Annotated in this window: 18 protein-coding genes, 1 tRNA gene and 1 pseudogene; 15 read left to right on the forward strand and 5 right to left on the reverse strand. The window is 62.8% G+C overall.

Annotation, left to right across the window (positions count from 1 at the left end; all coding sequences use genetic code 11):
• Positions 1 to 777: 777 nt before the first annotated feature.
• Positions 778 to 2079, reverse strand: coding sequence for a zinc-dependent metalloprotease (locus tag CXY75_RS17810; protein WP_104084397.1), 1302 nt, complete (start codon positions 2077 to 2079; stop codon positions 778 to 780).
• A gap of 221 nt (positions 2080 to 2300) precedes the next feature.
• On the opposite strand from CXY75_RS17810, the gene CXY75_RS17815 reads away from it, so the two are divergent.
• From CXY75_RS17815 to CXY75_RS17890, 15 genes and pseudogenes are all read left to right on the forward strand, one after another.
• A complete protein-coding gene (locus tag CXY75_RS17815; RefSeq protein WP_104084131.1) occupies positions 2301 to 3404 on the forward strand; it encodes a PDZ domain-containing protein in 1104 nt (367 codons plus the stop codon).
• A 121-nt stretch (positions 3405 to 3525) separates the two neighbouring features.
• A complete protein-coding gene (locus CXY75_RS17820; protein ID WP_199182496.1) occupies positions 3526 to 6462 on the forward strand; it encodes a UPF0182 family protein in 2937 nt (978 codons plus the stop codon).
• A gap of 420 nt (positions 6463 to 6882) precedes the next feature.
• Positions 6883 to 7355: pseudogene (locus tag CXY75_RS17825) on the forward strand (HipA domain-containing protein).
• Positions 7356 to 7625: 270 nt separating this feature from the next.
• A tRNA-Met gene (locus tag CXY75_RS17835) sits at positions 7626 to 7699 on the forward strand.
• Between the two features lie 409 nt (positions 7700 to 8108).
• Positions 8109 to 9071 (forward strand): 5-dehydro-2-deoxygluconokinase, encoded by a 963-nt coding sequence (iolC, locus tag CXY75_RS17840; RefSeq protein WP_104084134.1) that lies wholly within the window; start codon positions 8109 to 8111, stop codon positions 9069 to 9071.
• Positions 9068 to 9949 (forward strand): class I fructose-bisphosphate aldolase, encoded by an 882-nt coding sequence (locus CXY75_RS17845; RefSeq protein ID WP_104084135.1) that lies wholly within the window; start codon positions 9068 to 9070, stop codon positions 9947 to 9949. The genes iolC and CXY75_RS17845 overlap by 4 nt, the downstream gene beginning before the upstream one ends.
• Before the next feature lie 36 nt (positions 9950 to 9985).
• A complete protein-coding gene (locus tag CXY75_RS17850) occupies positions 9986 to 11497 on the forward strand; it encodes a CoA-acylating methylmalonate-semialdehyde dehydrogenase (RefSeq protein ID WP_104084136.1) in 1512 nt (503 codons plus the stop codon).
• A 3-nt stretch (positions 11498 to 11500) separates the two neighbouring features.
• The gene (iolB, locus tag CXY75_RS17855) at positions 11501 to 12406 is read left to right on the forward strand and encodes a 5-deoxy-glucuronate isomerase (RefSeq protein ID WP_104084137.1); all 906 of its coding nucleotides are present in this window, start codon (positions 11501 to 11503) and stop codon (positions 12404 to 12406) included.
• A 64-nt stretch (positions 12407 to 12470) separates the two neighbouring features.
• Positions 12471 to 14375 (forward strand): 3D-(3,5/4)-trihydroxycyclohexane-1,2-dione acylhydrolase (decyclizing), encoded by a 1905-nt coding sequence (gene iolD, locus CXY75_RS17860; RefSeq protein ID WP_104084138.1) that lies wholly within the window; start codon positions 12471 to 12473, stop codon positions 14373 to 14375.
• A gap of 2 nt (positions 14376 to 14377) precedes the next feature.
• Positions 14378 to 15304 carry a sugar phosphate isomerase/epimerase gene (locus tag CXY75_RS17865; RefSeq protein ID WP_104084139.1) on the forward strand — a complete coding sequence of 309 codons (927 nt, stop codon included), beginning with the start codon at positions 14378 to 14380 and terminating at the stop codon, positions 15302 to 15304.
• A gap of 28 nt (positions 15305 to 15332) precedes the next feature.
• Complete coding sequence (locus CXY75_RS17870; protein ID WP_104084140.1) at positions 15333 to 16343, forward strand: Gfo/Idh/MocA family protein; 1011 nt, start codon at positions 15333 to 15335, stop codon at positions 16341 to 16343.
• Positions 16344 to 16373: 30 nt separating this feature from the next.
• Positions 16374 to 17267: a sugar phosphate isomerase/epimerase family protein gene (locus CXY75_RS17875; protein ID WP_104084141.1), complete on the forward strand. Its 894-nt coding sequence runs from the start codon at positions 16374 to 16376 to the stop codon at positions 17265 to 17267.
• A 60-nt stretch (positions 17268 to 17327) separates the two neighbouring features.
• Entirely contained in the window at positions 17328 to 17762 is a 435-nt protein-coding gene (locus CXY75_RS17880) for a tautomerase family protein (RefSeq protein ID WP_104084142.1), read from the forward strand.
• A gap of 59 nt (positions 17763 to 17821) precedes the next feature.
• Entirely contained in the window at positions 17822 to 19291 is a 1470-nt protein-coding gene (locus CXY75_RS17885; protein WP_104084143.1) for a sugar porter family MFS transporter, read from the forward strand.
• 202 nt (positions 19292 to 19493) lie between these two features.
• On the forward strand, positions 19494 to 20765 hold the full coding sequence (locus CXY75_RS17890) for an MFS transporter (protein ID WP_104084144.1): 1272 nt from the start codon (positions 19494 to 19496) through the stop codon (positions 20763 to 20765).
• A gap of 110 nt (positions 20766 to 20875) precedes the next feature.
• Here CXY75_RS17890 and CXY75_RS17895 read toward each other — a convergent pair whose 3' ends face one another.
• The 4 genes from CXY75_RS17895 to CXY75_RS17910 all read right to left on the reverse strand — a co-directional run bounded on the left by CXY75_RS17895 (position 20876) and on the right by CXY75_RS17910 (position 25365).
• Positions 20876 to 21889 carry a sugar phosphate isomerase/epimerase gene (locus CXY75_RS17895; protein WP_104084145.1) on the reverse strand — a complete coding sequence of 338 codons (1014 nt, stop codon included), beginning with the start codon at positions 21887 to 21889 and terminating at the stop codon, positions 20876 to 20878.
• 13 nt (positions 21890 to 21902) lie between these two features.
• Positions 21903 to 23051: a Gfo/Idh/MocA family protein gene (locus CXY75_RS17900; protein WP_199182513.1), complete on the reverse strand. Its 1149-nt coding sequence runs from the start codon at positions 23049 to 23051 to the stop codon at positions 21903 to 21905.
• A 277-nt stretch (positions 23052 to 23328) separates the two neighbouring features.
• On the reverse strand, positions 23329 to 24366 hold the full coding sequence (locus CXY75_RS17905; protein WP_104084399.1) for a Gfo/Idh/MocA family oxidoreductase: 1038 nt from the start codon (positions 24364 to 24366) through the stop codon (positions 23329 to 23331).
• A gap of 234 nt (positions 24367 to 24600) precedes the next feature.
• The gene (locus CXY75_RS17910; RefSeq protein WP_104084146.1) at positions 24601 to 25365 is read right to left on the reverse strand and encodes a GntR family transcriptional regulator; all 765 of its coding nucleotides are present in this window, start codon (positions 25363 to 25365) and stop codon (positions 24601 to 24603) included.
• Positions 25366 to 25415: the final 50 nt, after the last annotated feature.

Below are 25415 nucleotides of genomic sequence, written 5' to 3' on the forward strand. Positions count from 1 at the left end.
ACGTGCGCGAGTTCCAGGCAGGTCAGGCATGGCCCCCGGCCCGGTTCGATGAGTGGTCCGACGCGCGCGGCGCTGTCGCTGAAGACGACCGGCAGGTGCGGAATATCGCGGCGCAGCCAGTGCCCGTGACGCTCGGGGGAGAAGACATACTGCCCGATTAACACGGCCAGTTCCGGGTCGTCGCCAAGAGCGGGTTCCTCGATTCCGAGGTTGGCCAGCAGCGAGCGCACGTGCTGTGCGGTTGGTCCGGCGCCGTCGACGTGCACGGTGCGCGGCAGTGGGGTGACCAGCGCTGGCGCATCGTCAGCCACGTACAGCAGCGCCGGTTCGAGCAGTTCAAGCAAGTGCGTCACCTCGGCAGCGGATGCCCCGGCGCCTGTTCCGAGCAGCATCGCGCCCGATCGATGCACCCCAACAGCCAGCGCCGATAACACGGCTTCGTGCGCGACCGTCAACCCGTCAATCGTGACAATGGCGCGGTCGATTCCGAGTTGTACGCAATCGGGTGTGCGCCATACCAGCGGATACCGAGGGTTCAGTCTCAAGGCCATGCCGCCATGATGACGCGTATGGGGACCACGCGTAAAAGTTATCCACAGGCAGGCAGGGGAGTGCGGATGCTTATCTCATCGCAGACCCTGTCGCGCCCGGCGCGAGATGCCAGTTTTGGCCCCATGGCCAGCATTCAGGGGGCCAGAAATGACAGCTCGAAAAATCCGAGGGCCACTGGTGGCATCTCGCTCCGAGTTCTCGCTCGTGAACGTCGATCGAGGCGGGCTACTCCTCGTGCGGGCGCGCGGCACCGTCGTCGCGCAACAGGTCTTCGAGGGCCTGGTCGACGTCGTCGAGCACCTCGGGTTCCCCGCGTGCGGCGCTGGTGAGCCGGGCGATCAGCGACTGGGGATCGTCGATGTCCTGCTCGGTGGGCAACAGGTCGGGGTGAGACCAGAGCGCGTCGCGCGCCTCGTCGCCGACGGCATCCGTCACGGCTTGCCACATCGCGGCGGCCTCCCGCAGGCGGCGCGGGCGCAGTTCGAGACCGACAAGGGTCGCGAAAGCGGATTCGGCTGGACCGCCTGATGCCCGGCGGCGTTTGACCGTCTCGGCGATGGCATCCGCTTTGGGAAGTCGAATGGTGGCGCGAGCTGTAACGACGTCGACCCAGCCCTCGACCAGGGCGAGCATGGTTTCGAGGCGGGACAGGGCGGCGACCTGTGACTCGGATTTCTGCTGAATGAGCGAGCCGTCGACCATGGCCTGGCGCAGGTCTTCGGGGTTGGACGGGTCGAAGCTTCCGGCCAGTTCTTCGAGTCGGCTGGAGTCGATGCTGATGCCGCGGGCATAGGAGGTGACCGCGCTGGTCAGGTGTAGGCGCAACCAGCGGGCGTGGCGAAATAGTCTGGCGTGGGCGATTTCACGCACGGCCAGGTAGATCTGCACCTGATCGGGCGCAACGTCGAGGCCGGCACCGAAGTCGGCAACGTTCTGGGGGAGAAGTGCAGCCTGCTGCTCGCCGAGCAGGGGAATGCCGACATCGCCGCCGCTGACGACCTCGCTGGCCAGCTGGCCGACGACCTGGCCGAGTTGCATGGCGAACAGGGTGCCGCCGATGCTGCGCACGAGCTGGCTCGCGTTGGCGACCATGCCCTGCATCTCTTCGGGCACCTGTTCGGCGAAGACCCGGGTGAGGGAATCGGAAATGCTCGTGGCCACCGGTTCGGCCAGCTGAGTCCAGAGCGGCATGGTTGCGGTGACCCACTCACGCCGGGTCATCAGGCGCGGTTCGACGGTGAGCTCGGCTACCGTGATGACGTCATCGAGCCAGAGCGCCGCAATGTGAAAGGCCTGGCGCAGCTGCGTCTGCTGCTCATCGGTCGCGCTGAGCTGGCCGTTGGCGGCTCGCTGCTCACCCTGAGTGAGGGCAATCTTCCAGTCCACGCCGGTGCCTTGGGAATTCATGGCACCCTGCAGCTGCTGCATGAGCGCGGCCACGCTGGCTGGGTCATTGGGCAGGCCGGCAGCGCCGGCTAGCTGGCTCGGGTCAATGCCGCTCTTGCCGCTCAGAATGTCGCGCAGCATGTCACGAAACTCGTCACCGTCGTTGTGAGCGCTGGGCTCGCCCGGGTTTTGATCGTTCGGGGGTAGGGAGTCGTCGGCCACTTCAGGCCCCTCTCAGTTGCATACTTCTACGCTAGTGCGAGTAACCCGCTCAGGGCTGGGAAATATCCTAGGCTGAAGCGCTTGCTGTGCGCCCGCCGCGAACACGGCCCGAAACCAAGAATCAACAGGGAAGGAGTACGGTGTCTCTCTTCACCGACGACTCATCGGCACCCGACGGTGCACGGCGTCGCCGCCCATCGATTGGCTGGACCGCACTGCTGATCGCCCTGGTCGCCGGGGTGATCCTCGGCGTTATGCCGGCCCCCTACGTCATTGAGAAGCCCGGCCCGGTCTACAACACGCTCGGCTCAGCCACCTATGACGACGTCGAGACTGCGCTCATTACTATCCCCGACGAGACGGTCTACGCAACCGAGGGCACCCTCGACCTGCTCACCGTGTCCCTGCTCGGCAATCGCGAGAACCGCCCCAGCTGGTTGGACGTCGTCGGAGCCTGGATCGATCCGAGCGCGGCGGTGCTGCCCATCGACCAGGTCTTTCCCGCCAACGTCAGCACGGAACAGCGCGATGCGCAAAGTAGCGCCGCCATGATCAATTCCCAGCAGGATGCCATCGCTGCGGCACTCACTCATCTCGGCTACGACTACCCCACGACGGTCTCGGTGGTCAGCCTCCCCGACGGTTCCCCGGCCGAGGGTGTAATCGAACCCCAGGACCAGGTGACGGCAGTCAACGGCGCAGCGGTGGATTCCGTCGCCGAGCTGCGGGCCGCGTTGCAGACCAACGGTACCGCCCGCGCGGCCAGCCTCGACATTGTTCGGGGCGGCGTCGCCCAGACCGTCTCGGTCACCCCGGTCGAGAACCGGGGCGCGGTTGTGGCCGGAGTCAACGTTTCGGTGGCATACGATTTTCCGTTCGAGGTGGAGATTCAGCTCGACAAGGTCGGCGGCCCGAGCGCTGGAATGATGTTTGCCCTCGGCATCATCGACAAGCTCACCCCCGGCGAGCTGCAGGGCGGCGAAAGCGTGGCCGGCACTGGAACCATCGACCAGGCTGGCGTGATTGGGCCGATTGGTGGCATCCAGCAGAAGCTGCACGGTGCCAAGGAGAGCGGGGCCAACTGGTTCCTGGCCCCCGCCGACAATTGCGACGAGGTGATCGGCAACATCCCGGACGGTCTGACCGTCTTCGCGGTTGCAACCCTCGATCAGGCGCTCGACGCCCTTGACGCGATCAAGACCGGAGCAGACACGAGCAAGCTGCCGGCCTGCCTGGCCGATTGACGCGAGCGAACGAGTGGCAGTGATGCCACTCTCAGGGGCGCCTGAGTAGGATGGACGACGACCCTGATCACGCAGTTAATGATCACCCTGTACCTAATGACTGAGCGCAAGAGGCCAATAAGTGAGTTCATCAGCAGCCGACAACGCCCCCCGGCGCAGCCGAGCCCCGCTAGCAATCACCGCAGCAATCATCGCAGGGTTGGTGATTCTATTCTTTATCTTCGCCGGACTGTATACCGATGTACTGTGGTTTGACCAACTCGGGTTCCTCAACGTGCTGACCACGCAGTGGATCGCTGGCACCGTACTGTTTTTGATCGGGTTCGTCGCCATGGCCGTGCCGGTCTGGGTGAGCATTCAGCTGGCCTATCGGTTGCGCCCGGTCTACGCCAAGCTCAACGCGCAGCTCGATCGGTACCAGCAGGTCATTGAGCCGCTGCGTCGCCTCGCAATGTACGGCATCCCCGCGCTTCTCGGACTGTTCGCCGGAGTGGCGGCGGCCACAAATTGGCAGACCGTGCTCATGTGGCTCAATCGCACCGAGACCGGTCGGGTTGACCCGCAGTTCAATTTTGACATCTCGTTCTATCTGATGGACCTACCGTTCTATCAGGCCGTGCTCGCCTTTTCATCCGCTGTCGTGTTCATTTCAGCACTCGTGGCGATCGCGACCAGCTACCTGTATGGGTCCATCCGGGTCTCCGGCCGTGAGGTACTCATCTCCAAGGCCGCCCGCGTGCAGATCGCCGTGACGGCGGCCCTGTATCTGCTGCTTCAGGCCGTGAGCATTTGGTTCGACCAGTACTCCACCCTGACCAACCAGGGCACACTCATCACCGGCGCCGGTTACACCGACGTCAACGCGACCATCCCCGGCCGCGCCATCCTCGCCGGCATCGCCGCCGTCGTCGCACTGCTGTTTATCCTCACGGCCATCATCGGTCGCTGGCGTCTACCGGTTATCGGCACCGCGCTCCTGATCGTCTCGAGCCTGCTGATCGGTTCGCTCTACCCCTGGGTGGTCGAGCGTTTTCAGGTGGAGCCGAGCGCTAAGTCGCTTGAGGCTCAATATATTGAGCGCAATATCGATCTCACCCGTGATGCCTACGGCGTCGCGGGTATCGAGGAAATTGCGTACGACGCAAAGACCACCGCGGAGCCGGGCGCCCTGCGCGCCGACGCCGCGACCACCGCTAACATTCGTATTCTCGACCCGGCCCTGGTCAGTGACTCCTTCGGCCAGCTCGAGCAGTTCCGCCAGTACTACCAGTTCCCCGAGAACCTCGACGTCGACCGCTACATGATCGACGGCACTTCGCAGGACACCGTCATCGCCGTACGTGACCTCAACATTGACGGGCTCAACACCGGAAATACCTGGGTCAACTCAAAGACCGTCTATACGCACGGCTACGGAGTCGTGGCCGCCTATGGCAACCAGCGCTCGGTCGACGGGCAGCCGGTGTTCCTGGAGTCCGGCATTCCCACCAGTGGTGCGCTCGGCAAGTTCGAGCCGCGCATTTACTTCGGCGAGACCTCACCCGAATACTCCATCGTTGGTGCAGAAGAGGGAGCCAACCCGATTGAGCTCGACTATCCGTCGGGCGATGAGGGCGCTGGGCAGACCTACACGACGTTCTCCGGTGACGGCGGACCTAAACTCGACAACGCGTTCAAGAAACTCCTCTATGCACTAAAGTTCCAGTCCGAGCAGATCTTTCTCGCAGCCTCGGTCAACGACCAGTCGGAGATTCTGTACGACCGTGACCCGGTCACCCGCGTGCAGAAGGTTGCGCCGTATCTCACCCTTGACTCTGAGGCCTACCCCTCGGTCGTTGACGGTCGCGTGAAGTGGATTATCGACGGCTACACGACGTCGGCGAACTACCCGTATTCCACGCCGGTCAGCCTCAGCGAAGCCATCGCCGACACGCAAACGCCAGCACAGCCGTACGCGCTCGACAGCATCAACTACATGCGTAACTCGGTCAAGGCCACCGTCGACGCCTACAGCGGTGAGGTCACCCTCTACGCCTGGGATGACAAAGAGCCCGTACTGCAGACCTGGCAGAAAATCTTTCCGTCGACGCTCGAGCCCATGAGCGAGATGAGTGGCGATTTGATGAGTCACGTTCGTTACCCGGCTGACCTGTTCAAGGTGCAGCGTGCGATCCTTGGGCAGTACCACGTTACCGACCCTGGCTCGTTCTACTCCAAGGACGACGCCTGGATCTCGCCAAACGACCCGGATTCACCCCCGGAGAACCCGACGCTGCAGCCGCCGTACTACCTCACCATGCAGGTACCCGGATCTGACAAGCCGTCGTTCTCGTTGTACTCGACCTTCCAGCCGGAAGCGACCGGTGCATCCAGTCGAAACGTGCTCTACGGCTACCTTGCCGTTGACGCCGACGCCGGATCGGAAGACGGTGTGCGCGCGGACGGATACGGACAACTGAGACTGCTCAACCTACCCAAGGACGGCACAGTGCCCGGCCCCGGTCAGGTGCAGAACGTCTTCAACGCCGACCCGACCGTATCAACCGAGCTCAACCTGCTGCGCCAGGGATCGTCGACGGTACTGAACGGAAACCTGTTGACCCTCCCGGTCGGTGGCGGATTGCTTTATGTGCAGCCGGTCTACGTGAAGTCCACCGGTGAGACCAGCTATCCGCTGCTGCAGAAGGTGCTGGTGGCCTTCGGCGACCAGATCGCCTTCGAGGACACCCTCGACGGTGCACTCGATGTGCTGTTCGGCGGCGACTCGGGTGCCACGGCCGGCGACACGGCCGTGCCGGACGCGGGTGCGGCGGATGCCGCCGCTGGTGCAACCACGGACGATACGACTGATACTGCGACCGGCAGCACCGATGTGCCGACCGGATCAACCGGCGACGCCACAACGGATGCCGAACTCAAGTCCCTGCTCGCCGTCGCCCAGACGGCGCTGACGGAGAAGGCAGCCGCACTCTCCGCCGGTAACTTCGCGGACTACGGCACGGCAGATGCCAAGCTTGCCGAGACCATCGCGAGCATGCTCGCCCTGCTCGGCGAGTAGTCAGACCGCAGTACACAAGCCGCACGCCCCCACCCGTTTCGGGTGGGGGCGTGCGGCTTTTGTGCTGCGCACGGGGTGTGGTAGCTAAAAAGTACATTTAATGGATAGATCGCTACCTAGAGCTATCAAATTAGAGGTAGGTCGACTGGTTCAGCGACGTTCAGTTCGTCACGACCGGCTGATGAAAGCGTTTGGTGCCAACATTCGACGTTGGCGAAAAGTCCCCGGAATGTCGGCCTCTGAGTTGGCCGCTCGGTCGTTCATCACCCGGGAGACACTGTGCAACCTTGAAAATGGCAGCGGGTCACCGCGAATCGCCTATTGCAACTTCCCCGGGTGGTGCCCGTTCCAAAGCCAACGTGGTCATTTCCGCAGGGCGACTTGCTCTCGCCAAGCTTCCATATTTTAAAGGACGACAACGTGGGCGTCGAATGCTGGGAGGCGCTTGCCTTGACGCTCGCGCGCAATTGTGAATTTCAGACTCCGGAATTCACTGAATATCGGGCCTCGTCAGAGAAGTCCGTGCTCGTTGTCGAGCGTTTCGACCGCACGGAGTCGGGCCATGGGTTGGGCTATATTTCCGCCGCGACAGCCATGAGCCTGGGACGGTACGACGACAGCCGTATCACCTACGAGCAGTTCGCGGACAGCATCGCCGAAATCAGGCCGGGCCGGGCCGGGACCTCCAAGAAATGTTTGGACGCATTGCGCTCACTATTCTCATCAACAATGTTGACGACCACTGGAGGAACCACGGCTTCCTGAGGCGCGGCGAGGGGTGGCCTCTCTCACCGATATTCGACGTGGACCCGAGCACCCAGCACGGACTCATCTCGCCAGCAGGCATCGATGTCGAGGGCCTTCGACAAAGCAATGCTCGGGCGTGCAAATAATTTGCGGCCGAAGTCGACCACGATGAGTGTGTCGTCGCTGCCCGCCTACTCTGGCGATCGGGTGTGGATGGGCCCGCACCTGAGAAACGGGGTGACGGTGGATGGCTACTGGCGCTGCGCACTTGTTTGCCGCTGGCAAATGGGGGCTTGCGGCCATTGTGGTCGAGGGTGTTTGATGCCAGAAGAGAAGCCCAATTCGGTTCCCAATTGGCGATATCAACCCCAAGTGGTCGACCGAGCTTTCAGGGTGTGCTAAATTTGTACTTGTAGCGCGGGGTGGAGCAGTTCGGTAGCTCGCTGGGCTCATAACCCAGAGGTCGTAGGTTCAAATCCTGCCCCCGCAACAGATGCCCCCGGAACCCTAGGTTCCGGGGGCTTTTTTGTACCCTCGGGTTGCCGCGCGAAGGACGAACCCAGCCATCCGCTTCGCAACTGTCGCGTTCTCGAAATCGGGGCAGGCTAGTCGACGCTGGTCTCGGCAGCCTCGACCGACGGAACGAGCGACGTGAGCTCCGGCCATTCCTCTGAATGCCCCACCCCTGCCGCTGATCGAAATCTCGACAAGCTCGATCCAAGGCTCGCCCATCGAGATCGCCGTCGACCAACGCGAGCAATTTGGGTAACCCGGCCACGCCGCATCCGGTCTGAAGAACTGATTTGTGAATATGTCATGACATTAAGCGTAAAGAGCGCTACTGTGGAGAAACGGCGCAACGCCGACCGCTCCCAGTTCTGAAAGTTGCCCATCGACGTATGACGACTTCACCCCGCACCCCACACGACGTGCTGACCATCGGTCGCGTCAGCGTTGACATCTATCCGCTGCAAGACGGTGTCGGCCTGGAAGACGTCTCGACCTTTGGCAAGTACCTCGGTGGCAGCGCCACCAACGTCGCCGTCGCTGCTGCGCGCCACGGCTTGAACTCAGCGGTCGTCACGCGCACCGGAAACGACCCGTTCGGCAACTACATTCACCAGGAGCTGCGCCGCCTCGGTGTGAGCGATGAGTACGTCTCTGGCGTGCCCGACCTCAACACCCCCGTCGTGTTCTGCGAGATCTTTCCGCCTGACGACTTTCCGCTCTACTTTTACCGTGCGCCGAAAGCCCCTGACCTCGTCATTAACGCAGACGAACTCGACCTCGAAGCGATCAAGAACGCCCGCATCTACTGGTCGACCGTGACCGGCCTCTCTGAAGAGCCCAGCCGGTCCGCTCACTTCGCGGCCTGGCGGGCCCGGGGGCGCAGCCCGCTGACCATTCTCGACCTCGACTACCGGCCGATGTTCTGGGCATCGCCGGCGGAGGCGAGCGCCCAAGTGACCTTCGCCCTCGACCACGCCACGGTCGCGGTCGGCAATAAGGAGGAGTGCGAGGTCGCCGTCGGCGAGACCGAACCGCTACGCGCCGCCGACGCGCTGTTGGAACGTGGCATCGAATTGGCCATCGTCAAACAGGGCCCAAAGGGTGTGCTCGCGAAGACTCGCACCGAGACCGTCGAAGTGCCGCCGTACTTCGTCGACGTAGTCAATGGCCTCGGCGCCGGAGATAGTTTCGGCGGGGCGCTCTGTTACGGACTGCTGCAGGACTGGCCGCTGCGCCGCATCCTGCAATTCGCTAACGTAGCCGGCGCCATCGTCGCCAGCCGACGGGAATGCTCGACCGCCATGCCAACGACCACTGAGGTTGAAGAAATCATGAAGGGACTGCCAGCATGACCAGCCTGGACTTCAACGCGCTGCGGGACGCCCGTGCGGTGCACCCCGAGCGCATCGGCGAGATTCTTAGCGGCCGAACCCGGCGCGAGCTGATTCGCGGCGACGGTCGGCTGTTCATCGTGGCCGCCGATCACCGCGCTCGTGGCGCCCTCGGTGTGCGGAGTGACTCCAACGCCATGGCCAACCGCTATGCCCTGCTCGAAAGCCTCGCCACCGCGCTGTCCCGCCCGGGCGTTGACGGTGTGCTGGGTACCCCCGACATCATCGACGACCTGGCCCTGCTCGGTCTGCTGGACGACAAGATCGTGGTCGGGTCGATGAACCGCGGCGGCCTGTGGGGCTCGTCATTCGAGATGGATGACCGCTACACCGCCTACGACATCGACCGCATCAAGCGTGACCGCCTCGACTTCGCTAAGAACCTCGTGCGCATCAACCTCGAAGACGCCGGCTCGCTGGCCACCCTTGAGGCGACAGCACTCGCAGTGAGCGAAGCGGCCGAGGCCGGCATCCCGATTATGCTCGAGCCGTTCATGAGCAGTTGGGTCAACGGTCGAGTCAAGAACGACTTGACAGCGGATGCCGTCATCCTCTCGATCGCCATCGCCGAGGGCCTCGGCAACTCCAGCGCGTATTCCTGGCTGAAGCTGCCGGTCGTTGCCGACATGGAGCGTGTGATGGCAGCGACGACGCTGCCGACGCTGCTCCTCGGCGGTGACCCTGTGGGTGACCAAGACGAAACGTTCGAATCCTGGCACCAGGCCCTCGGACTTCCCGGCGTTCGCGGCCTCGTCGTGGGCCGCAGCCTGCTCTACCCGAGCGACGGCAACGTCGAGGCGGCCATCGATACCGCCGCTGAACTCGTACACGGCGCCTAAAAACTCTCATCTAATCTCGTACAGAAGGAAGCAACCATGCCCGCAACTGCAACTGATTTAGCCCTCGTCGCGCACTGGATCGACGGAAAAGAACAGCCGGGAACCTCCGGCCGCACCGCGCCGGTCTTCGATCCAGCCCTCGGCACGGTCAGCAAGAACGTGTCGCTCGCCGATCAGGCCGAGATTGCGGCCGCCATCGCGAGTGCCAAGGCGGCATTCCCCGCCTGGCGCGACCTGTCGATGGCTAAACGCCAACAGGTTATGTTCAGCTTTCGTGAACTGCTGAATGCCCGCAAGGGTGAAATGGCCGAGATCATCACGAGCGAGCACGGCAAAGTGCTCTCCGACGCCCTCGGCGAGATTTCCCGCGGCCAGGAAGTCGTGGAATTCGCCTGCGGTATGCCGCACCTGCTCAAGGGCGACTACTCCGAAAACGTCTCCACAGGCGTCGATGTCTACTCCACCCGCCAGGCCCTCGGCGTCGTCGCCGTGATCAGCCCCTTCAACTTTCCGGCCATGGTGCCCATGTGGTTCTTCCCGCTCGCCCTCGCCGCCGGCAACTCGGTCATCTTGAAGCCGAGCGAGAAGGACCCGAGCGCTGCCATCTGGATGGCCAAGCTGCTCAAGGAAGCCGGCCTCCCCGACGGCGTGTTCACCGTGCTGCAGGGCGACAAGGAATCCGTCGACGGCCTGCTCGAGCACCCCGACGTGAAGGCCATCTCTTTCGTGGGCTCGACCCCGATCGCCCGATACGTCTATGAGACCGGTACCCGCCACGGCAAGCGCATCCAGGCCCTCGGCGGAGCCAAGAACCACATGCTCGTACTGCCAGACGCCGACCTCGACCTCGTTGCTGACTCCGCCATCAACGCCGGCTTCGGCAGCGCGGGGGAGCGCTGCATGGCCATCAGCGTGATCGTCGCCGTCGAACCGGTCGCCGACGTGCTGATCGAGAAGATCGTCACCCGCATGAACACCCTCACCGTTGGCGACGGCCGTCGCTCCTGTGACATGGGCCCGCTGGTCACCGAGGTGCACCGGGACAAGGTCGCCAGCTACATCGACATCGCGAAGGAAGACGGCGCCAACATCGTCGTCGACGGCCGCGGCATCGAGGTGGACGGCGACCCGAACGGGTTCTGGCTCGGCCCAACCCTGATCGATGCCCTCCCGGTAACGTCCAAGGCGTACACCGAGGAGGTCTTCGGACCGGTACTGTCGGTCGTACGGGTGGCAAGCTACGACGAGGGAGTCGACCTGATTAATTCGGGCGCCTTCGGTAATGGAACCGCCATTTTCACCAATGACGGCGGCGCGGCCCGCCGTTTTCAGAAGGAGATTGAGGTGGGAATGGTTGGCATCAACGTGCCCATCCCGGTACCCGTCTCGTACTACTCCTTCGGTGGCTGGAAGAACTCGTTGTTCGGCGACACCAAGGCCCACGGAGCTGAGGGTGTGCACTTCTTCACTCGCGGCAAGGCCATCACCAGCCGCTGGCTCGACCCGAGCCACGGCGGAATCAACCTCGGCTTCCCCGAGAACAACTAGACGATGACAACGCCATCCGCTGATTGGTTTTATGCCCAGGGCTCTCTCGAGCGTGACGGTTGGGAATCTGTCGTCGACAAGTCCATCAGCGGATGGCGTTACACCGGCATCCGCGTCGCGGTCCTCGCCGCGGGAGACTCCGTGTCGCTCGCCGCAGAAGCGGTGGAACGTATCGTGGTGCCCCTCGCCGGGTCGTTCTCGGTGCGCTACACGCTCGCGGAGGAGACCGAGACGCGGGTGCAGGAGCTCGCCGGAAGAGCATCCGTTTTTCACGGACCCACAGACACCCTGTACCTCCCGACCGGCACCGCGCTGTCGATCGAAGGTACTGGCCGTGTGGCGGTGGCCGAAGCGCCGACCGACCAGACACTTCCCGTGGCTTACATTCCGAAAACGGATGTCCCGATCGAGTTGCGTGGGGCCGGCCGGTCGAGCCGTCAGGTGCACAACTTCGGCACCCCGGCCAGCCTTGCGGCCGACCGGTTGATCGTGTGCGAGGTGATTACCCCGGCCGAGAACTGGTCGAGCTACCCGCCGCACAAGCACGACGAATACCGGGAGGGAGCGGAATCGAGCCTCGAGGAAATCTACTACTTCGAAACTGCCGTCACCCGCGGGCAAATCGCGCCGGAAACCGCGAGTCCGTTCGGGTTCATGCGCACCTACTCGTCCAAGACCGGAGACATCGACATCATGGCGGAGGTGCACACCGGCGACGTCGCCCTGGTGCCCTTTGGCTGGCACGGCCCCTGCGTCGCGGCCCCCGGCTACGACCTCTACTACCTCAACGTGATGGCCGGGCCCGATCCCGACCGCTCGTGGCGCATCAGCGATGATCCCGCGCACGGCTGGATTCGGGGCACCTGGTCAGGCCAGGAATTCGATTCCCGGCTTCCCTACAACTCATAATCCGTTTTTTCCAGCAGCGACCGGCATCACCCTGAAAGGACACAACGCAGTGACTACTCGTCGCATGACAGTCAGCCAGGCCCTCATCGAGTTTTTGGCCCACCAGTATACGGTCGACGGCGACGTGCGCGAGCGCACCATCGTGGGAACCTTTGGCATTTTTGGTCACGGAAACGTTGCCGGAATCGGCCAGGCCCTCAAACAGCTCTCGGTCGAGGACCCGACGCTGATGCCGTATCACCAGGCGCGCAATGAGCAGGGGATGGTGCACGAATCCATCGCCTACTCCCGCATGACCCGTCGCCGGTCCACCTTTGCCTGCGCGTCATCCGTCGGCCCCGGCGCTACCAACATGTTGACCGGTGCGGCCGTGGCCACGACGAACCGGCTGCCCGTGCTGCTGCTGCCGGCCGACACCTTCGCCACCCGTGTCTCCGACCCGGTGCTGCAGCAGCTTGAGCTTCCGCACGACGCGAGCATGAGCGTCAACGACGCCTTCAAGCCGCTCTCGCGCTTCTTCGACCGGGTGAACCGTCCGGAACAGCTGTTCTCGGCCGCGCTCGGCGCCCTGCGCGTATTGACTGACCCGGTCGAGACCGGCGCCGTCACGATCTCGCTCCCCGAAGACGTGCAGGCCGAACTCGTTGAGGTTCCGCGAGAATTCCTGGCCGACCGGGAATGGCACATTCGTCGCCCCCGCCCTGACCGCGGCATCATCGCCGAGGTTGCTCGGGCTATTTCCCGGGCCAAGCGCCCCATGATCGTCGCCGGCGGCGGCGTGCTCTACTCCGATGCCAGCGCTGCGCTTCGCGAATTCGTCGAAGCAACCGGCATCCCCGTTGGCATGTCCCAAGCCGGCGTTGGCTCGCTCAGCTGGGACCACGCCCAGAACCTCGGTTCGGTCGGTGCTACGGGAACGACCGCCGCCAACCGTGCTGCGTCCGAGGCCGATCTGATCATCGGCATCGGCACGCGCTACAGTGACTTCACCGCCGCGAGCCGCACCGCGTTCCAGAACGCTGATGTGCGCTTCATCAACATCAACATCGCCTCCTTCGACGCTTTCAAGCACGGTAGCGCCATCCCTGTCGTAGCGGATGCCCGTGAGTCGCTGCTCGAGCTCACTGCCGCCCTGACCGGATTCCACGTCTCGGCCGATTTCGAGTCGGACTACACGCGCCACAAGGCCACCTGGGATGCTGCTGTTGACGAGTCCTTCGTGGACCGTCGCCGGTCACTTCCGAGTCAGTCGGAGATCATCGGCGCCGTGCAACAGGCCTCCGACCCCCGCGATGTCATCGTGTGTGCCGCCGGGTCGCTGCCGGGCGATCTGCACAAGCTGTGGCGCGTGCGCGACGACCTCGGCTACCACGTGGAATACGCCTTCTCCTGCATGGGCTACGAGGTCGCCGGCGGCATCGGAGTGGCGAGGGCCGACACTACGCGCGACTCCATCGTGATGGTGGGCGACGGCTCGTACCTCATGATGCACTCCGAGATCGTGTCGGCGGTTGCCGAGGGCATCAAATTCATCATCGTGCTGATCCAGAACCATGGCTACGCCTCGATCGGACACCTCAGCGAAGGCGTCGGATCGCAACGCTACGGAACCCAGTACCGCTACCAGGACAAGGCGGGCAACAACTTCGAGCAGGGCGAAATTCTGCCGATCGACCTGGCGGCGAACGCCGCCAGCTACGGCCTGGATGTGATTTCCATCGAACCCACCGCCAACGCGATCACCGACCTCGCCGCCGCCATGAAGACAGCCAAGGCTTCCACCCGGGCGACCATGATCCACATCAACAACGATCCCCGGCTGTATGCCCCCGACGGCGAAGGTTGGTGGGACGTACCCGTCGCCGCAACGTCCACCCTCGATACCACCACTGCTGCGCGGGTCGACTACGTCGCACACAAAATCACCCAGAAGCCGCACCTTGGTGCCGGCGCCGTTGAAAGGAACTGAACATGCCCTCGTCCCTCGTGACCACCGAGCAGCTGCGCATCGGTACCGCCCCCGATTCCTGGGGCGTTTGGTTTCCGAACGACCCCGGGCAAATCCCCTGGGAGCGCTTCCTCGACGAGGTGCAAAGCGCGGGCTATCACTGGCTCGAACTCGGCCCCTTCGGCTACCTACCCACCGACCCGGCACAACTCGAAGACGAGCTCGCCAAGCGGGACCTCAAGCTCTCCGCCGGCACGGTCTTCACCGGCTTCCACAAGGGCGACGACCAGTGGAAGCGCGCCTGGGACCAAGCCCTCGACGTCGCCGGCCTCGTCTCCAAGCTCGGCGCCGAGCACCTCGTGGTGATCCCCGATTTGTGGCGCAGCGACGCCACGGCTGAGGTGCTCGAATCTCGTACGCTGGACACGGAACAGTGGGTCAAGCTCGCCGCCGGCCATGACAAGCTCGGCAAGGCCCTGCTCGAGGAATTCGGCATCAGCCAGCAGTTCCACTCCCACGCCGACAGCCACGTTGGCACCTACCGCGAGGTAGAGCGTTTTCTGGCCGAGACGAACCAGCAGTACACCAACCTGTGCCTGGACACCGGCCACTTCGCGTACTACCTTGGCGACAACCTCAAGCTCATCGAGGCCTACCCCGACCGCATCGGCTACCTGCACCTTAAGCAGGTCGAGCCGCACATCCTCGCCGAGGCGCTCAAGAACGACCTGCCATTCGCCGAGGCCGTCACCCGTGGTGTGATGTGCGAACCGCCCCTGGGAGTGCCGGAACTCGGCCCGATCATCGAGGCCGTCAGCCGCATCAATCCCGACATCTTCGCCATCGTTGAGCAGGATATGTACGGCTGCTCCATTGACAACGGCCTGCCCATCGCCACGCGCACGCGTGAGCACATCTTCGGCTGCACGCTCGCTGCGCGCATCCGCTAATAATTCGTCACTCATAGAGGGTAGAACCATGACAGATCTTCGTATTGCCGTTGTCGGCGCCGGCCAGATGGGTGCGGACCACATCAACCGCATCACCGAGCGCATTGTAGGCGCGAGCGTCAGTGTTGTCGTTGAGCCGGATGCCGCGCGCGGCGCTGCGGCGGCGGCCCACGCACCGGGGGCGGTCGCCCTGGGCAGCTTCGCCGAGGCACTCAACCGTGATGATATCGATGCCGTTCTCGTTGCCACGCCCGGCCAGTTCCATGAAACCGTACTGCTGCCGGCGCTCGCGGCCGGCCTGCCCATCCTGTGCGAGAAGCCGCTCACGCAAGACCCCGTGTCGTCGCTTCGGGTGCTCGAAGCCGAGCAGACCGGCGGCAAGAATCTCATCCAGGTGGGCTTCATGCGCCGCTTCGATCGCGAGTACATGCAATTGCGCGAACTCATCGAGACCGGTGACGCTGGAGCCCTGCTTGCGATGCACTGCGCGCATCGCAACCCCACTACCAGTGAGGGCTACACCGACAGCATGCTCATCACCGACTCGGTCGTGCACGAGATCGACGTGGTGCGCTACCTTACCGACTCGCCGATCGTGGCAGTGGAGGTCAAGCGCCCCAAGCGCAACTCCCTCGCGCCGAGCTGGCTCAACGACCCCATCCTCGTGCTGCTCGAGACCGAGTCCGGAATTCTCGTCGATGTCGAGATGAACGTGAATGTTCAGTTTGGCTACCAGGTGAAGACCGAGGCCGTGTTCGAGAAGGGCGTTGCCGAAATCGGTCGCACGGCCGGCCTCACCCGCTGGCAGGATGGCCGCATCTTCGGTGAGGAGCACACGACCTTCAAGACCCGCTTTGCCGACGCGTACGACGCGCAAATTCAGCGCTGGGTGAACGCCACCAAGCGCGGCGAGATAGACGGTCCGAGTGCGTGGGACGGCTACCTTGTCGCCGCGTCCTGCGAGGCCGGCGTCAAGGCCCAGCAGACCGGCGAGCGTGAAGAGGTCGTTTACGTGCCGCGCCCCGTTTTCTACAACTAGCCTTTACCCTCCCGTTACGAAAGGCTAGCCGTGAAGATCGCGCTCGACCCGACCCCATTCCACCACTCGCACTCGCTGCTCGAGTTTCCCCGCCTCGCGGCGGACCTCGGCTATGAGTGGCTGCAACTCACGCCGCACGCCGACTTCATCCCGTTCTTCAACCACCCGAAGGCCGACGACGAGCTCGTGCAGGCCTTTAAGAAGGCGTGCACTGATGCTGGGGTGGGCGTCGCATCCGTTCTGCCGGTTTTGCGATGGTCTGGGCCAGACGAAGATGCCAGGGAGGCGGCGGTGCGCTATTGGAAGCGCGCGATCCAGATCACGGTCGAGCTCGAGGTCGATACGATGAACACGGAGTTCAACGGTCGTCCCGAGCTCGCGGAACAATCGGAACGAGCGTTCTATCGGTCGATGGAGGAGCTCGTTCCGATCATCGAGCACGAAGGAATCCGCGTGTTGATCGACCCGCACCCCGACGACTTTGTCGAAGACGGCCTCGCCGCGCTGCGCGTGATTCGCGGCATCAACTCGAAGAACTTCGGGTTTGTCTACGTGGCGTCGCACACGTTCCACTACGGCAATAGCCCGCTGGAGATTATGCGTGCCGCCGGAGATAAGCTCGCCCTGGTGCATATCTCGGACACCATGGATCACACGGCTTCGCACGGCCTGCGCTACATCACCAACCCGCCCGGAAACGCCGTGCGGGTGCACCAGCACCTGAAAATGGGTGACGGCGACGTGAACTGGCCGGAATTCTTCGGGGGGCTCAGGGAAATCGGGTTTCTCGATCGCGACGACACCGTGATGGTGTCGAGCGTGTTCGCGGAAGACGAGACGGCCGCGGAGACCGCCATCTACCAGCGCGAAACCATGACGGATGCCGTTGCCTCAATCAAGCGGTCGGCCTCTGAGGAAGCCTAATTCTGGTTGGAAGAGCCGCGCACTCACGAGCGTACCGAATTCGCAATTTCTGGAGAACCCATGCCCCTTGTTCGCATCGACCACAGTGAAGCCCGCACAAACTCCGCCGAGGTCGCCAACGCCGTGCACGTCGCCATCGTCGCCGTCTACGGCATACCCGTCCGTGACCGCTTCCAGGTTGTAACTGTTCGCCCGGCGGCGACGATTATCGCCGAAGATGCCGGTCTCGGTTTCGAGCGGACCGATCCGGTGATCATCCAGATCTTCACGCAACGCGGTCGCAGCGGCGAAGAGAAGCAGGCCCTCTACAGCGAGATCGCCGTGCGCCTTGCAGCGGTCGGTGTTGCGGGGGAAGACGTGTTCATCGGCTACGTCGAGAACGGTCCGCAGGATTGGTCCTTCGGGTTCGGACGCGCGCAGTACCTCACAGGCGAGCTCGCCATCCCTGCCCAGCCCGTAGATTCGGTGCATTTGACAGGACATACTGTCATATGAGATTATAACGTGAACATATTGTGGGCTACATCGCGGTGGTCCCAGACATAGGAGTCGAAATGACGAGTTCCGATACACATAGTGGGACGTTCAGCACGCCACGCGCCTTGCCTCCGCTGACACCCGGCCCATACCGCAGGCGCCTCGGCGTCGTCGCACTCATCGCCACGTTCGGCGGCCTGCTCTTTGGCTATGACACGGGCGTCATCAATGGTGCCCTGCGCCCGATGTCTGAAGAGCTGGGGCTGACCGCTTTCACGGAGGGTGTCGTCACCAGTTCGCTCGTGTTCGCCGCGGCGATCGGTGCCCTTGTCGGCGGTCACATTGCCGACTCGTGGGGTCGCCGCAAGACGATCATCCTGCTCGCGACGCTTTTCTTCATCGGAGCGCTGGTTTGCGTGTTCACGCCTAGCTTCGAAATCCTGGTGGTGGGACGCGTTCTCCTCGGGCTTGCGGTTGGTGGAGCCTCCGGTGTCGTGCCGGTGTACCTCGCGGAGATGGCACCGTACGAGATCCGCGGATCGCTGGCCGGCCGCAACGAACTCATGATTGTTGTCGGCCAGCTGGCGGCGTTCATCGTTAATGCGTTCATCGGCACGATCTGGGGTGACGTTCCGGGTGTCTGGCGCATCATGTTGGCGGTCTGCGTCCTCCCCGCGATCGCCCTCTTTTTCGGGATGTTACGGATGCCCGAGTCCCCACGTTGGCTCGTGGAAAAGGGCCGCAGTGACGAGGCACTCACAATCCTCCGAACCATTCGCCCAGAGAATCGTGCTGAGGCCGAACTCGCCGACATGGAGGACCTCGCCAGTGTAGAGGGCGAGACGCACCAGACCGGCTGGCGTTCGATCCTCACCAATAAGAACCTTGTCCGCATCCTGCTCATCGGGGTTGGAATGGGCGTAGCCCAGCAGCTCACCGGAATCAACTCGATCATGTACTTCGGGCAGACCGTACTCATTGAATCCGGCTTCAGTCAGAATGCTGCGCTCATCGCCAATGTCGCCCCCGGCGTGATCGCGGTCGTCGGTGGTCTGCTCGCCCTGGCAATGATAGACCGCATCAGCCGCCGTAAGACGTTTATCATCGGCTTTGCGCTGACCACCACGTGCCACCTGCTGATCGGGTTTTCATCACTGATGCTGCCCGTTGGAAACCCGATCCGTCCCTACATCATCCTGTTCCTGGTCGTAGCGTTCGTCGGCTCCATGCAGACATTCCTCAACGTTGCCGTGTGGGTCTATCTGTCGGAGATCTTCCCGCTGCACATGCGCGGCTTCGGCATCGGCGTGTCGATCTTTGCCCTGTGGGTGACGAACGGGTTCCTCTCGCTGTACTTCCTCACCCTGGTGGAGGCTGCAGGCATCACGGGGACATTCTTCCTGTTCGCCGCGGTCGGGGCCATCGCTCTGGTCTTCGTGGCAACCCAAACGCCGGAGACCCGTGGTCGCACCCTCGAGGAGCTCGAGGAAAGCGTGACGACCGGCGCGATTTACACGGTATCGACCAAACGGTCTCTGGGTCGCTGACACAACTGACCCGCACGGAAGAAGCCGACCCGCTCGTCCCGGACGAGTGGGTCGGTGTATGCCTGTTCACCGGTGGTTACGGCTCCGGCGGAGCTTGATCGCGCGCACATCGTGTTCCAGGGTGCGTGCGGATTCAGCCGATCGATCGAGCGGACTTCTTCATCTGACAAGATCGCACGCACCGCGACCGTGAAAGGACTTGATGTTTAGGAAAAGTGACGGTCAGGCTTTGCTCGCCACAGTTGACAGCCAGGTTGCGGTGAAACGTACCGTGGCACTCATTGCTCTCGCCCTTGGTGGTTTTGCAATCGGCTGCTCTGAGTTCGTTGGAATCGGCCTGCTGCCTGAGATCGCTTCCGAATTTTGGCCCTCGCTTGCCGTAGCGAATCCCGAGGCGGCAAACGCCGAGGCTGCGCGATTCATATCCTTTTACGCGGTCGGTGTTGTGATCGGTGGCCCAATTCTCGGTGCGTTGGCGGCCCGCACCAATCCGCGACCTTTTCTGCTGGTCTTGTTGATCGCGATGGGCGTCGGCACCGCATTGACGGCAATAATGCCTGCAATCGCACTGTTGCTGGGGTTCCGGGTGCTGTCGGCGATTCCCCATGCGGCCTTCTTCGGCGTTGCCGCCATTGCGGGGGGCCGATTGATGGGAAAAGGCCATGAGGGTCGTGGCGTAGGGCTAGTACTTGGTGGTCTTGCCTTCGCAAACGTCGTTGGAGTACCACTCGCGACCTGGATCGGCTACGAATTTGGCTGGCGCCTCTGCTACCTCATCATCGGAGTGCTTTTTCTTGTCGCATTCGTGGGCGTGTTGTATGGGCTCCCGTCGTATGCACTGGATCGCCGAGTATCGCTGCGCCGATCTCTTGGAGTCTTCGCAACGCCCCGCCTATGGTTTGTACTTGCTATGGGCGCTGCTAGTTCCGCTGGCATTTTTGCGGTCATCACGTACACCGCGCCACTCTTGGTCGACCAGGCAGGTGTGAGCCGGGCGGCCCTCCCATGGGTCCTCGTCATCCTCGGTATCGGCATGACGCTTGGCAACGCGTTGGGGGGTATTGTGGCAGATATTCGCATGAGTTTAGCAATGTGGATGGCATTCCTCACCGCCGCCGCAGGTTTCGCCGTGCTGCTGGTTTGGATCGACACACCCGTAGGCTCCATCGCGGGGCTGACTCTCCTCATGTTTGCTTTGAGTGGAATTTCTCCCTTCACCCAGCTGAGCCTCATGAATGCCGCAGGCGACAATCCTTCGATGGGAGGAACTCTAAACTCGTCCTGCATGAACCTCGGAAACGCGGCAGGTGCCACTCTGGGCGGACTTGTGATCGCCTCGGGCATCGGCTTCTCAGCATTGGTCGGGATGGGCATCGCTCTGGCCTTCATCGGGTTCTTGTTGGCACTGAGAATTATGCGATCACCACGACGCTCAATCGACCAAAAAGCTGTAGGCGCTCTTTCCGCGCAATAAGAATAACGATCTGGGTTTCGATGCGCTTGCTAATCGAATCAGTAGAGGGTAGCCAAGCGATCACGCGACCAGCGAATGCTGAAGTGCGGCATCCGCTGGTCGCTCAGCGATCACGCGACCAGCGAATCCTGAAGTGCGGCATCCGCTGCTTTGAGAACGTCAGCGGCGACAGCGATGCCCTCGATGCGGCCCAGCTCGACATCCTCATGTTCGATGTTGACCATTATCTCGGGGTCCACGTCGTGCAGAGCCCGAAGGAATTCCGTCCAGTAACCCACGTCGTGTCCCTTGCCGAGTGCGACGAAGTCCCACGCAGCGTTCTTTGGCCATTCGTTCACCCATTCGTCGCCACCGAGGTTGGTGCGTGGCTCGTCAGCCGAGAGACGGCGAAAGCTGTTGTCCAGCACGCCGTTGAGCGATGCCCATTCGGGGTTGACGCGAATGTCCTTCGCCGCGGCATGGAATATGAGCTCGCCCAGGTGGCGGATGACCGCTACCGGGTCCATCTGCTGCCAGAACAGGTGCGAGGCGTCAAGTTCCACACCCACGTTCGTAGCACCGGTTAGGTCGATCAGCTTGTGCACATCCGCCGAGTTGAACACGAGGTTCTGTGGGTGCAGCTCCAGCGCGACTTTTACGTCGTGGTCACGTGCCAGGCGGTCGGTCTCGCGCCAGAAGTTCGCCGCGATGTTCCACTGGTAGTCGAGTACCTCGAGTGCTGCGGAGTTCCAGGCGTTCACGACCCAGTTCACGCGCGTCGAGCCGGGCTCACCCCCGGGAAGCCCCGACATCGTCACGACGCGGTGCTGGCCCAGGCGTTCGGCCAAGCGGATGGCGCGACGGATGTCTTCGCTGTGCTTGTCGGCGATCGCGCTGGTCGGGTGCAGCGGGTTGCCATTGCAGTTAAGCCCGGCGATCTCGACACCAGTACCCTCGAAGATCGCGAGGAAGTCGTCACGTGCCGCGTTGCTGACGAGGATGTCGTCGAACGTCGGTACGTGGACGGCAGGCAGGAACCCGCCGGTGTTGAGCTCGATGCCGGTCAGGCCGAGGTCACCGATGACCTTGAGGGCCTCGGGCAGGGATCGGTCATGAAGTATCGCGTTGTACAGACCTAGTCGCATTTCTTGGTTCTCCTTATTTTTCGAGCTGCACGACAGAGCCACCGAGTCGTTCAGACTCGGCCACCGCGGCAAGCAATTCCATGTTGTGGACACCCTCGTCGAACCCCGCGTTTCGGGGCAACGAGACGGATTCGTCCAGTCCGGCCACCTCTTCGAGGAACGCACGAGCCTGAAACAGAAAGCCCTCGTTCTGGCCGAAACCGACACCGGCGACGTCGATCGGCATGCCGCCAGCGACGTAGGGGTGCGGGTGGCCGAGCGGGATCCGGCGGTAACCCTGCTGTGCCTGGTCGCCCTCGGTGAGGAACAACTCGATCTCGGCGGGGCGGGTCTGGTTGAACTTCGCGGCACCGCGCTCGGCGAAGACCTCGATCTGCAGATCGTTGGCGTGGCCCGCGGCGACGCGGGACACCTCGATGGTGCCTGCGGCTCCGCTGTCGAAACCGAGCGAGAAGGTGGCGTAGTCGTCGTTTTCAACGGTGTCGTACTCGTCGGAGACTGCTGAGTGGCCGTGTCCAGAGACGAACCCAAGCGGCTTCGGACGCTTGGCGATGACAGTGCTGAAGCGGCCGCCGCTCACATTGCTTGCGGAGCCGGCCAAGAACTCGGCGAGATAGCTCGCGTGGCTACCCACGTCGGCGAGGGCGCCAGAGCCGGTCCGTCCCTTGAAGCGCCAGCTGATCGCCGACTTTGGATCGGCAGCGTAGTCGGTCCAGTAGCGAATGCTCACGTGAAGCACCTTGCCGAGTTGGCTGGACTGGATCAACTGTTGGATATACGCGATTCCGGGGGTACGGCGGAAGGTGAGGCCGATTCGCGCGATCGTCGCTGCTTTTTCGGCGGCGTCATCCATGGCACGGGCATCGGCGAGCGTGTCGGAAAGTGGCTTCTCGCAGAGTACGTGCTTGCCGGCATCCAGGAGACCTTCGACAATCTCGCGATGCAGGTGGTTGGCGACCACGACACTGACCACATCGATGTCGTCGGCTTCGGCGATCGCTTGCCACGAGGTGTCGTGGCGGGAGTACCCGAAGCGTTTTGCTGCCGCTACGGCAACCGGTTCGAAGGCATCAGCAATGGATACGAGACGAATTGGGGGAAGAATACTTTCGTACAAGGCCGGCGCGTTGCGGTAGGCCGCGGCGTGCGCCTTGCCCGCCATACCCGCGCCGATTACGGCGACGCCAATGCTTGAGTTGGCCAACAGCCCTCCAATAGAGACGACCGGCCACTCACGGCGCCGGTGCGGTGATGAGGCTCCATACGGAACGCTCCATTTTAAATTCTATATTTGTTCGTATGTCCTGTCAATATAATTAAGGCTAGGAATAGTCGTTGCACGAAGGCTGTCTCTATCTTGAGATGGTGACGAATGCACTGGGCGGCGCCCGGTCGTATATATGGTTGCGGACGCTATTGAGGGGGGATTGGCTGAAGGTTCAGCCCACGAGAGCGGAAGCTCCGGTGACGCGCACGGGCTGGCCAGTCTCGAGAGAAAGCTGCGCAGCATCCGCTACCCGGCTTGCGGCCACGGCATCGTCGGGCGTGCAGGGGTTGTCGCGCTCGCCCATGACGAGTTCGATGAAAGCGGCCATTTCGCTGAGGTACGCCTGGTCGAAGCGTTCTGCGAACGTGAGGTGTGGCATGCCGTCGGGAAAGCTGACGCCCGGTTCGGCCGACAGCAGGGCACTCTTGTCGTCCATGCCCACGAGCAGGGTCGCCGCGGACCCTTGCAATTCGAGGCGCACATCGTGGCCGGCGCCGTTGTATCGGCTCGCGCTCACTGTTCCGATCATGCCATTGTCGAAGGTGACCACGGCCAGGGCTGTGTCGACGTCGCCGACGGCACCGATGGCGGGATCGCCGTTGTTGCTGCCGCGGGCGTAGACCTCAACGATCTCGCGACCGGTGACCCAGCGCAGAATGTCGAAGTCGTGCACGGAGCAGTCACGGAATAAGCCGCCGGAGTTAGCGAGAAACTCGACCGGGGGTGGGGTCATGTCGCAGGTGACGGCACGTAAGGAGTGGATCCAACCGAGCTCGCCGGCCTCAAATGCGCGTTTGGCCTCGAGGTAGCCGGCGTCGAAGCGGCGCTGGTGGCCGATTTGCACAACGCCGCCATGCTCGCGGATGAAGTCGAGAACGGGGAGCGACTCGGCCACGTTCACGGCTACGGGCTTCTCGCAGAAGACCGGGATACCCGCCTCGACACCGGCGCGGATGTGCTCAGGGTGCAGCGCAGTCCCCGTGGCGATGACGAGTCCATCAATGCCGGAGGCGATGAGCGCGTCGAGATCTGGGAGGTATTCGGCACCGAGGTCGGCGGCGACGGTCTGTGCGTGCTGTGCGGCAACATCTGTGAGCTTGAGGGTGATTGTGCGGTCGGTCCCGGCTGTGTTTGAGAGCCTCACGATGTTACGGGCGTGCATCACTCCGATGCGACCGACACCGATTAGTCCGAGCGTTACGTTTTTCATGAGCTGTCCCTGCATCTTCGGAGGTAAAAGTTGTCTGAGCGTGCGCCGGTCCGGCCCTTGAGCGACATTGGACCGGTTCAACACTTATCAGTCACGCTAGCCGTTCTAGGTCGACGAGTCAAAGTATGTCAGGACAAGCGTACAAATAGCTACACCGAGCGAAGCTTCAGTGAGGGTGAGGGCTATGGTGGACCGGTTCGCCATAGAGTGGCGGGTTGATCGCAGCCCGGCCGCCTATTTCTCGACCAGCGTCACTTCGAAGGAGTAGAGGTCGGGGCGGTAGCAGTGCTGACCGAACTCGACCGCGCGACCCGAGCTGTCAAACGCCGTGCGGTCCATTGTTAGCAGGGCTGCGTTCTTCTCAATCTCCAGCAGGACGGACTCTTCGTTCGTGGACTTACGGGCGCCGATGTGCTGGCGGGCCACCCGCATCGTCACTCCGCGCGAGCGCAGCACCTGGTAGAGGCCGTGCTCGACGAGATCATTGGATTCGATGCCGATGAACTCCGTGGGGAGCCAGTTCTCCATCACGGCGACCGGCACGTCATCGGCCAGGCGCACCCGCCGGATGTAGAGCGTGGGACTACCCTCGTCGACGCTGAGTCGCTCGGCCGTTTTCGCATCCGCTACCCGTGTTTCGAGCGCGAGAAGATGCGTCGAGGGAACCTTGTGTGTGTTGGTGAGGTCGTCGTAGAGGCTGGTCAGCTCGACCTTGCGCGTCACCTGGCCGTGCACGACCTGCGTGCCGATGCCGCGACGACGCACGAGCAGACCCTTGTCGACGATTTCTTGGATGGCGCGGCGCACGGTCGGGCGGCTGAGACCCAGCCGCTGGCCGAGAGCTACCTCGTTCTCCAGGCGTGACCCCGCGGGCAACTCGCCACTGAGGATGGCCTTCTCAATGCGCTGAGAAACCTGAAAATACAGGGGAATCGGGCCGGATCGTTGGAGGTCCATGAACATGCCCATGGGGAGAGTATTTTCGTCCGGCACGCTCATCTGAATCCCTCACTGACAAGCCAAGAGCTTTGGCTATTTGTTATGACATT

Source organism: Cryobacterium sp. Y11 (assembly GCF_002929535.1).
Taxonomy (GTDB): domain Bacteria; phylum Actinomycetota; class Actinomycetes; order Actinomycetales; family Microbacteriaceae; genus Cryobacterium.